Genomic DNA, 5,683 nt, shown 5'->3' on the forward strand with positions numbered 1-5,683 from the left:
ACCCACCACGTTAAGAGCACTTCGCCTAATCCGGTAGGTTGAGAAGGGTGCGTTCGGCTAAGATGATGGCTACGAAGTCATCATAGGGTTCTGGGGGGACTTGAAGGCTTAGTGGGACAAATCGGCGCCATCCTCGGCGGGGGGTATGATTCCAGTAGCGAGTTCGTGCTAAAAGTGTCGTGTCAGTCTCATCGATAACTTTAGGGACAATTGGCTTCACGATATTGGCAACGATTGGAAGGACTTTGGCAGCGCCCGTTCCTCCGCCGACAACAACCTGGTCAGGCGGAAATAATTCAAGGGCTTCTGTGACGTACTCAGTCAATTTGACCAAAGGACAGACGCCTCGCCAGAGGAGTACCAATTTGCCGGATTCGGCCACAGCAACAAGGGCTAGCCCGCATTTACTCGTTCCAGGATCGATTGCCAGCACACAACTCATCTAATACCGGTCTTCACCTTGAAAGTAAGCTTCAATGGACCGCTCGAATAAGTATTATTCGCCGCAATGACTGTGACAACAGCATTTCCGCGATACTTTCGAAGCTGTTCGATTACTTGCAGCAGTTCAGTCCCATTAACCTGACCAACAGGCGCTAACTCGCCATCTTTTTCACGAACGGGGATAAGGCCTGCATCAAGCGCATTGTTGCGGACCTCATTGCGAAGGAAAGCAATTAACGAACTGAGTAAGTCTTCATCCTTGGACTTGGTTTTAAACTCCATTTGGGCAACTGTTTGACCCTGGCTATAGATCAAACGGTTCCAAAATGGTTTGACCATTATCCGCGCAGGCTCATTGGCTGTTGTATTGAACAAAGAGGACACGATAACGACAACCTCGCCCTTAGATGAGCTTATTTCATTGGCCAGTGCCTCCAAGCAACGGTCTTCATCAAAAATTGTTTTATCCGGCAATATCATTCTAGGGATATAGACATACATCCCGTTTGCGCCTGCGGTTACGCCGCGCTCGTTTGCTACTCGATTGGCCTGTGTAAGCAATTGCTGGATTTCCAATCGCGCATCCGCGATCGATATCCCTCCTGAAACAGCGCGGCGGGTGATCTCTTCGTCTTTGTTAAACGTAATACGCCCTGTTGAAGTCTTTGTGAGGTCTTGAATTAGCTTGCTAATTTCTTCTGCTTGGTGGAGGAATTCAACATTTTGAGCGCTAAGCTCGTTGTTTCGATGGCTAAGGGCATCATTATTTCGTTCGAGCGCGATGTTCTGATCCGACATTTCCTTGTTGCTTTTCTCGAGATCGGCATTCTGATTCTGAAGGTCGTTGAACTTGTTCATCTGAGCGATAATATCATTCATTTGGTTCTTCAGGATGCCGGTCTGTTTGGCGATGATCGTTTCCTTTTCTTTAATGAATTTGTTTTTGGAAGCAACCTCGGCGATTAGAGTTTCACGACGCTGCTGAAGGTTACGCACCTCTAATTGCTTTTCTCTAAGACCAATAGTCGCTGTTTTAAGCTCATTTTGTAGAGTGCTGAGCTTTTCATCCGTTACTTTTAGTTCAACTTGTGCAGTCTTAAGCTCTAAAGTAACCCGGTCGAGGTCTTTCTTATTTTGCTGAACTAGAGCGATACTGGCAACGAGCTGTTCGGTCTTTTGAGAAAGGTCTTTCCTGGTCGAACCAAGTTTTAATTCGAGAGATCTTTGTTCGTGGATGAGTTCATCCCCGCGTAATACTAGCTTTCGAGCCTCAGTACCGAGGCTTAACATAACGACAATGGTCGAAAGTGCAATCAAGCCGCCAATAAAACTTGTAATCAAGATTGCGGTATGCCGAGGCCGCAGCCCAAATAAGGTTATTCTTTTTTTGCCCATCCGTCGGCCTAATAAGTCGCCAATGTACGCGATTACCGCGCACAAAACGACGTAGGAAAACAGTATCAAACCCATTGTCACCGACATTCTCTATCGCCTCACTTCTCAGCGCTATCTTGATTTTCAGACTTGTCGTTATCACGCTTCAAGAACAGCACTACTAGCTGCGCTATTAACAGAATAACGGCTATTGCAAACGGAACGAGAAAAATAAATCGCATTGCTGATGAAGAATCCATTCCTACATACCTTTCTTAATGAGAACGCTTCATAAGGAGGATAATTGCGATTGAAATCCCGAACATATCCGGGCCAAATGCCGCAAACCAGGGAGCAATCGCGCCTCCGCTTCCCAACACTCCCATGAAGCGCATCAAAACCCAATAGCTAATGATAATGCCAATCGTGGCAACCCATCCAATCGCGACACCTCCTCGACGAGGATTTCTTATTCCTAATGGCGTCGCTACAAGGCAAAAAACGATGCTGGATAACGGCACCGCAAACTTATTATAGTATTCAACCTGAAGGCCGAGAACATTATCTTTCTTTTCTCTTTTTTCGTTCTCAATACGCTGCAAAATCTGACGTGAACCAAGGTTCTCAGCGGGCACCATGTCCATGACGATTTGCTGTGGTGTTTTTTTAATATCAAGGTTATTTTTAACAATTAGGCTGCCGCTTTCGATTTGAGAGCGAATGCTTTTATCTAGCGGACTATCTACGGCTTTTACATCTCGGTAACGCCAATCCCCTTTGTCATAAATCGCGGTGTTCGCAAAGACGACTAAAGACGGTTCGCCTGTTTTTGGATCATACCTAGTTACAGTAACTCGGTACATGATGTTGCGCTCGAAGTTCATCGAGTCGGCTACGACAGTTTCGGCAAGTTTCCCGTCATTAACTTTTCGCATGAAAACCGGTTCGTGACTTCGACCGATTTGCTGGACAATGGTTGCTTTCAGTTTTGCAGCCTCTTGAGAGCTTCTGGGCACAATCTCTTCTGAAAACAACAACGCTACTCCGCTGATAACTAGGCCTGCAGTTGCAACTGGAGCTACCACTCGCCAGAAATTGATGCCGGAAGCTAATACGGCGATAAGTTCACTATCGGATGACAGACGCCCAAAACCCAGCAGCACCGCCAATAAAGATGACATCGGGAAAGTCCAAGCGATCATTCCCGGTAGATACAACAACATCAATTGCAGCACCAACAATACCGAGGCGCCTTGAACGAAATAGTCTGTCAGGCCGAAAAGATAAACAGTCGAGGTAAGAAGCGCGGTAAAAAGCGCTACCCCGAATATAAATGGCCCTATGAATTCAACAAGGATCAAACGATCCAATAACTTCATGTCGTTGTTGTGACCTATCGAGCTTTAAATATCTTGTCAACACAACCTTTGACCTCTAAAGCCCCTATTAGTTTCAGCATTTCCATTATACCAACGCTCGACCGTCTCTAGCTTTGGATTAGCGTGTTGAACTTAAGTTAATTCGCATCACCCTGTTTTGGGTACCGGTTTTCTGCTTAAGACTTAATGCACCTCGCGCTATTACCTATGAACACCCTAAGTTCATATGGTAAGTTATTCATGATGCTATGGGCGAGGTCGTTTGTAAGATGCGTTGCTTTGGTCTGTGCCTAACAGTTTTATTGCTCTCAAATATTAGCTTTGCAGATGTTACACCTGCAGGTTCTGTTATAACGACTACCGCAAGTGTCAGCTACAGCGCCTCTGACGGCCGAGTGATTGGAACTGAGTATTCCGCTCCCACAGCTGTACAAATAATCCAACTTGTTGGGATGACTGGAAACTCAACTAAGTTTGGTGATTCGGCATCCCCCGATAGTGTAACGGTATTTCCGTTTAAAATTACGAATTTAGGCAACGGCTTTGACCGATTTTTATTTTCGCTTACTCCAGTTGCTCCCGGTTGGTCCGCTTATGTCACAACTGACCATAATGGCGATGGTCTTTTGCAGGCTGATGAACTGCATACAATGACTGTATCTGAATGGACTGATCAAAACAAAGATTTTAACGGCTTACTTGTTCTTAGAGTTCCTAGCAGTAACGTTGTAACTGATGGCACGCAAATTACACTTACAGCCGTTTCTGAGCGTAATTCCTCATTACGTTGGCAAACAATAGTCGTTGCTGGCAGAAGTGATTTGATCTGGCCGAAATTGTGGGTTAATTCCAGTGAGCCAATTTCATGCGGTCTTGCTGCTTCCACGTCAAGCGAAGTGATTGCAACCACCGATAGAGGTTCAGTAAAAGTATATGGTGTTTCAGGTTCAACTGCTTCAGAAAAGTGGAAGGTAAGCATTGGTGGTGTTCGCTTTGTTTGTCAACCTACCGTAAGGCAGGGTTACCTTGCAGCGGTAACTTCCGATATGCGCCTTGCGTTTTTTGACATGGTCAACCGTAAACTGACTCGTTTTTGGAATGTGAGTAGCGGTTTCAATCTCGCTACCAACCCAATCTTTGTGGGTTCCAAAGTTGTCATGGGAGTTAACGGATCTCGACTGGCATCTATCGATCCGACTACTAATGTCATCACAACATCAAACCCGTTAAACACTGCCGAGATCACAACGCCGTTGGCCGTATCGGGCAATATTCTTTATGCCGGATGTGCAGATGGGAGTCTATTGGCTGTTAATTTGAATACGATGCTGTTGTCATGGCGAACAGTGCTGGAAAGCCGCACAAAATTAGTCGCGGCGCCGGTTATAGATTCAAAGAACGGTTTAGTGCTTGCAGCTACGTCAACTGGAACTGTTTACTGCATCAGCTCAACTTCCCGCACAGTTCGTTGGAAGGTAAAGACTAACAGCCAAATAGTATCAACATTGAGCGTAGATGCAAAAATGCCGAACGTCTATTTCCTTACCAAAGATCGTCGTTTATGGGGGTTCAACCGCTCGACAGGACAAGCTGTTTTGGGTTACCCCGTCAATATTCCAGGGACGGGAGAGTTGAATTCACAGGCTTTGGCCGTTAAACGCAGCAACGACATCAACGCTACTCCTTATATATGGTTTGGTACAACCGATAGTCAGCTTTTCGCTATTAATGCCAACAACGGCTATACGTCTTATCAATGGTTACCTAAGCCAACTTCCCCTTATAATTTAACCCCCATAGGAGCGTCTGACCCTATCTCGAATACCATGGCGATCGTTGAAGGCCGTGGGACTGTTTTATGGTTTGAAATAAAATAGAACTTGATTAACCACTTTGGTGAGGAACAAGCGGTAGATTATATGATCTGCCGCTTGTTCTTTTATTTTGCAGGCGCCATTTAGGAATTGTCCGCGGCATTACAGTACGAACCTGTGGTATCGGCAGCAAATTATAGGCACAATTCCGTGGCATAGTCGGAGGCCAAGTCGAAACATGTATTTCCTGCATACGTCTTGGGCGTTGGACACCAAGAACAGGCCGATTGGCGGTTCGACCGGCCAATTTTTCGGGCACGGGCGGGATCAGTAAATGAAAGGGATGATCCTGTGTGTACGGCGGCGATAATCCTCATATTCAGGAAAAACCGTACCCAGGGCTGACTCCTCTAGCAGTATACGGTAATACTGGAGTGCGCACCAGAGAAAGAAGACTGCGACCATGAACGGTGTTAACCGCAAGAACAGGTAGCCCAGGCAAAAAACGAATTCTCCCAGGTATAAATGATGCCGGACCCAGCGATAAGGGCCGCTTGTTACCAGACCGCGAACATCCGGTCTAATTCCGAAGTTCCGTCCCAGCCAAGCCAAACTTACGATTGAGAACACGAACCCCGCAAATACCAAAACCTCAGACACAAGCCGTAACAC

5 protein-coding genes are annotated in these 5,683 nt (G+C 46.2%); 1 reads left to right on the top strand and 4 read right to left on the bottom strand.

Going from position 1 to position 5,683, the window contains the following annotated elements; all coding sequences use genetic code 11:
- Positions 1 to 25: 25 nt before the first annotated feature.
- Genes WCO51_09010 through WCO51_09025 form a run of 4 tightly spaced genes read right to left on the bottom strand, consistent with a single transcriptional unit; the run spans position 26 to position 3,197 of the window.
- A complete protein-coding gene (locus WCO51_09010; protein MEI6513399.1) occupies positions 26 to 442 on the bottom strand; it encodes a hypothetical protein in 417 nt (138 codons plus the stop codon).
- Positions 439 to 1,926 (bottom strand): DUF3084 domain-containing protein, encoded by a 1,488-nt coding sequence (locus WCO51_09015; GenBank protein MEI6513400.1) that lies wholly within the window; start codon positions 1,924 to 1,926, stop codon positions 439 to 441. Before WCO51_09015 ends, WCO51_09010 begins: the two co-directional genes overlap by 4 nt.
- A gap of 11 nt (positions 1,927 to 1,937) precedes the next feature.
- A complete protein-coding gene (locus WCO51_09020; protein MEI6513401.1) occupies positions 1,938 to 2,078 on the bottom strand; it encodes a hypothetical protein in 141 nt (46 codons plus the stop codon).
- A 15-nt stretch (positions 2,079 to 2,093) separates the two neighbouring features.
- Positions 2,094 to 3,197 (bottom strand): LptF/LptG family permease, encoded by a 1,104-nt coding sequence (locus tag WCO51_09025; GenBank protein ID MEI6513402.1) that lies wholly within the window; start codon positions 3,195 to 3,197, stop codon positions 2,094 to 2,096.
- A gap of 248 nt (positions 3,198 to 3,445) precedes the next feature.
- Between WCO51_09025 and WCO51_09030 the strand changes: the two genes are divergently transcribed.
- Positions 3,446 to 5,074, top strand: coding sequence for a PQQ-binding-like beta-propeller repeat protein (locus WCO51_09030; GenBank protein ID MEI6513403.1), 1,629 nt, complete (start codon positions 3,446 to 3,448; stop codon positions 5,072 to 5,074).
- The last annotated feature ends 609 nt before the right edge of the window (positions 5,075 to 5,683 follow it).

Source organism: bacterium, from assembly GCA_037131655.1.
Lineage (GTDB): Bacteria > Armatimonadota > Fimbriimonadia > Fimbriimonadales > JBAXQP01 > JBAXQP01.

Excerpts from the sequence above, each read along its gene's own strand:
- WCO51_09015 (MEI6513400.1), bottom strand. The coding sequence starts at position 1,926 with ATGTCGGTGACAATGGGTTTGATACTGTTTTCCTACGTCGTTTTGTGC.
- WCO51_09030 (MEI6513403.1), top strand. The coding sequence starts at position 3,446 with ATGGGCGAGGTCGTTTGTAAGATGCGTTGCTTTGGTCTGTGCCTAACA.
- WCO51_09010 (MEI6513399.1), bottom strand. The coding sequence starts at position 442 with ATGAGTTGTGTGCTGGCAATCGATCCTGGAACGAGTAAATGCGGGCTA.
- WCO51_09020 (MEI6513401.1), bottom strand. The coding sequence starts at position 2,078 with ATGGATTCTTCATCAGCAATGCGATTTATTTTTCTCGTTCCGTTTGCA.
- WCO51_09025 (MEI6513402.1), bottom strand. The coding sequence starts at position 3,197 with ATGAAGTTATTGGATCGTTTGATCCTTGTTGAATTCATAGGGCCATTT.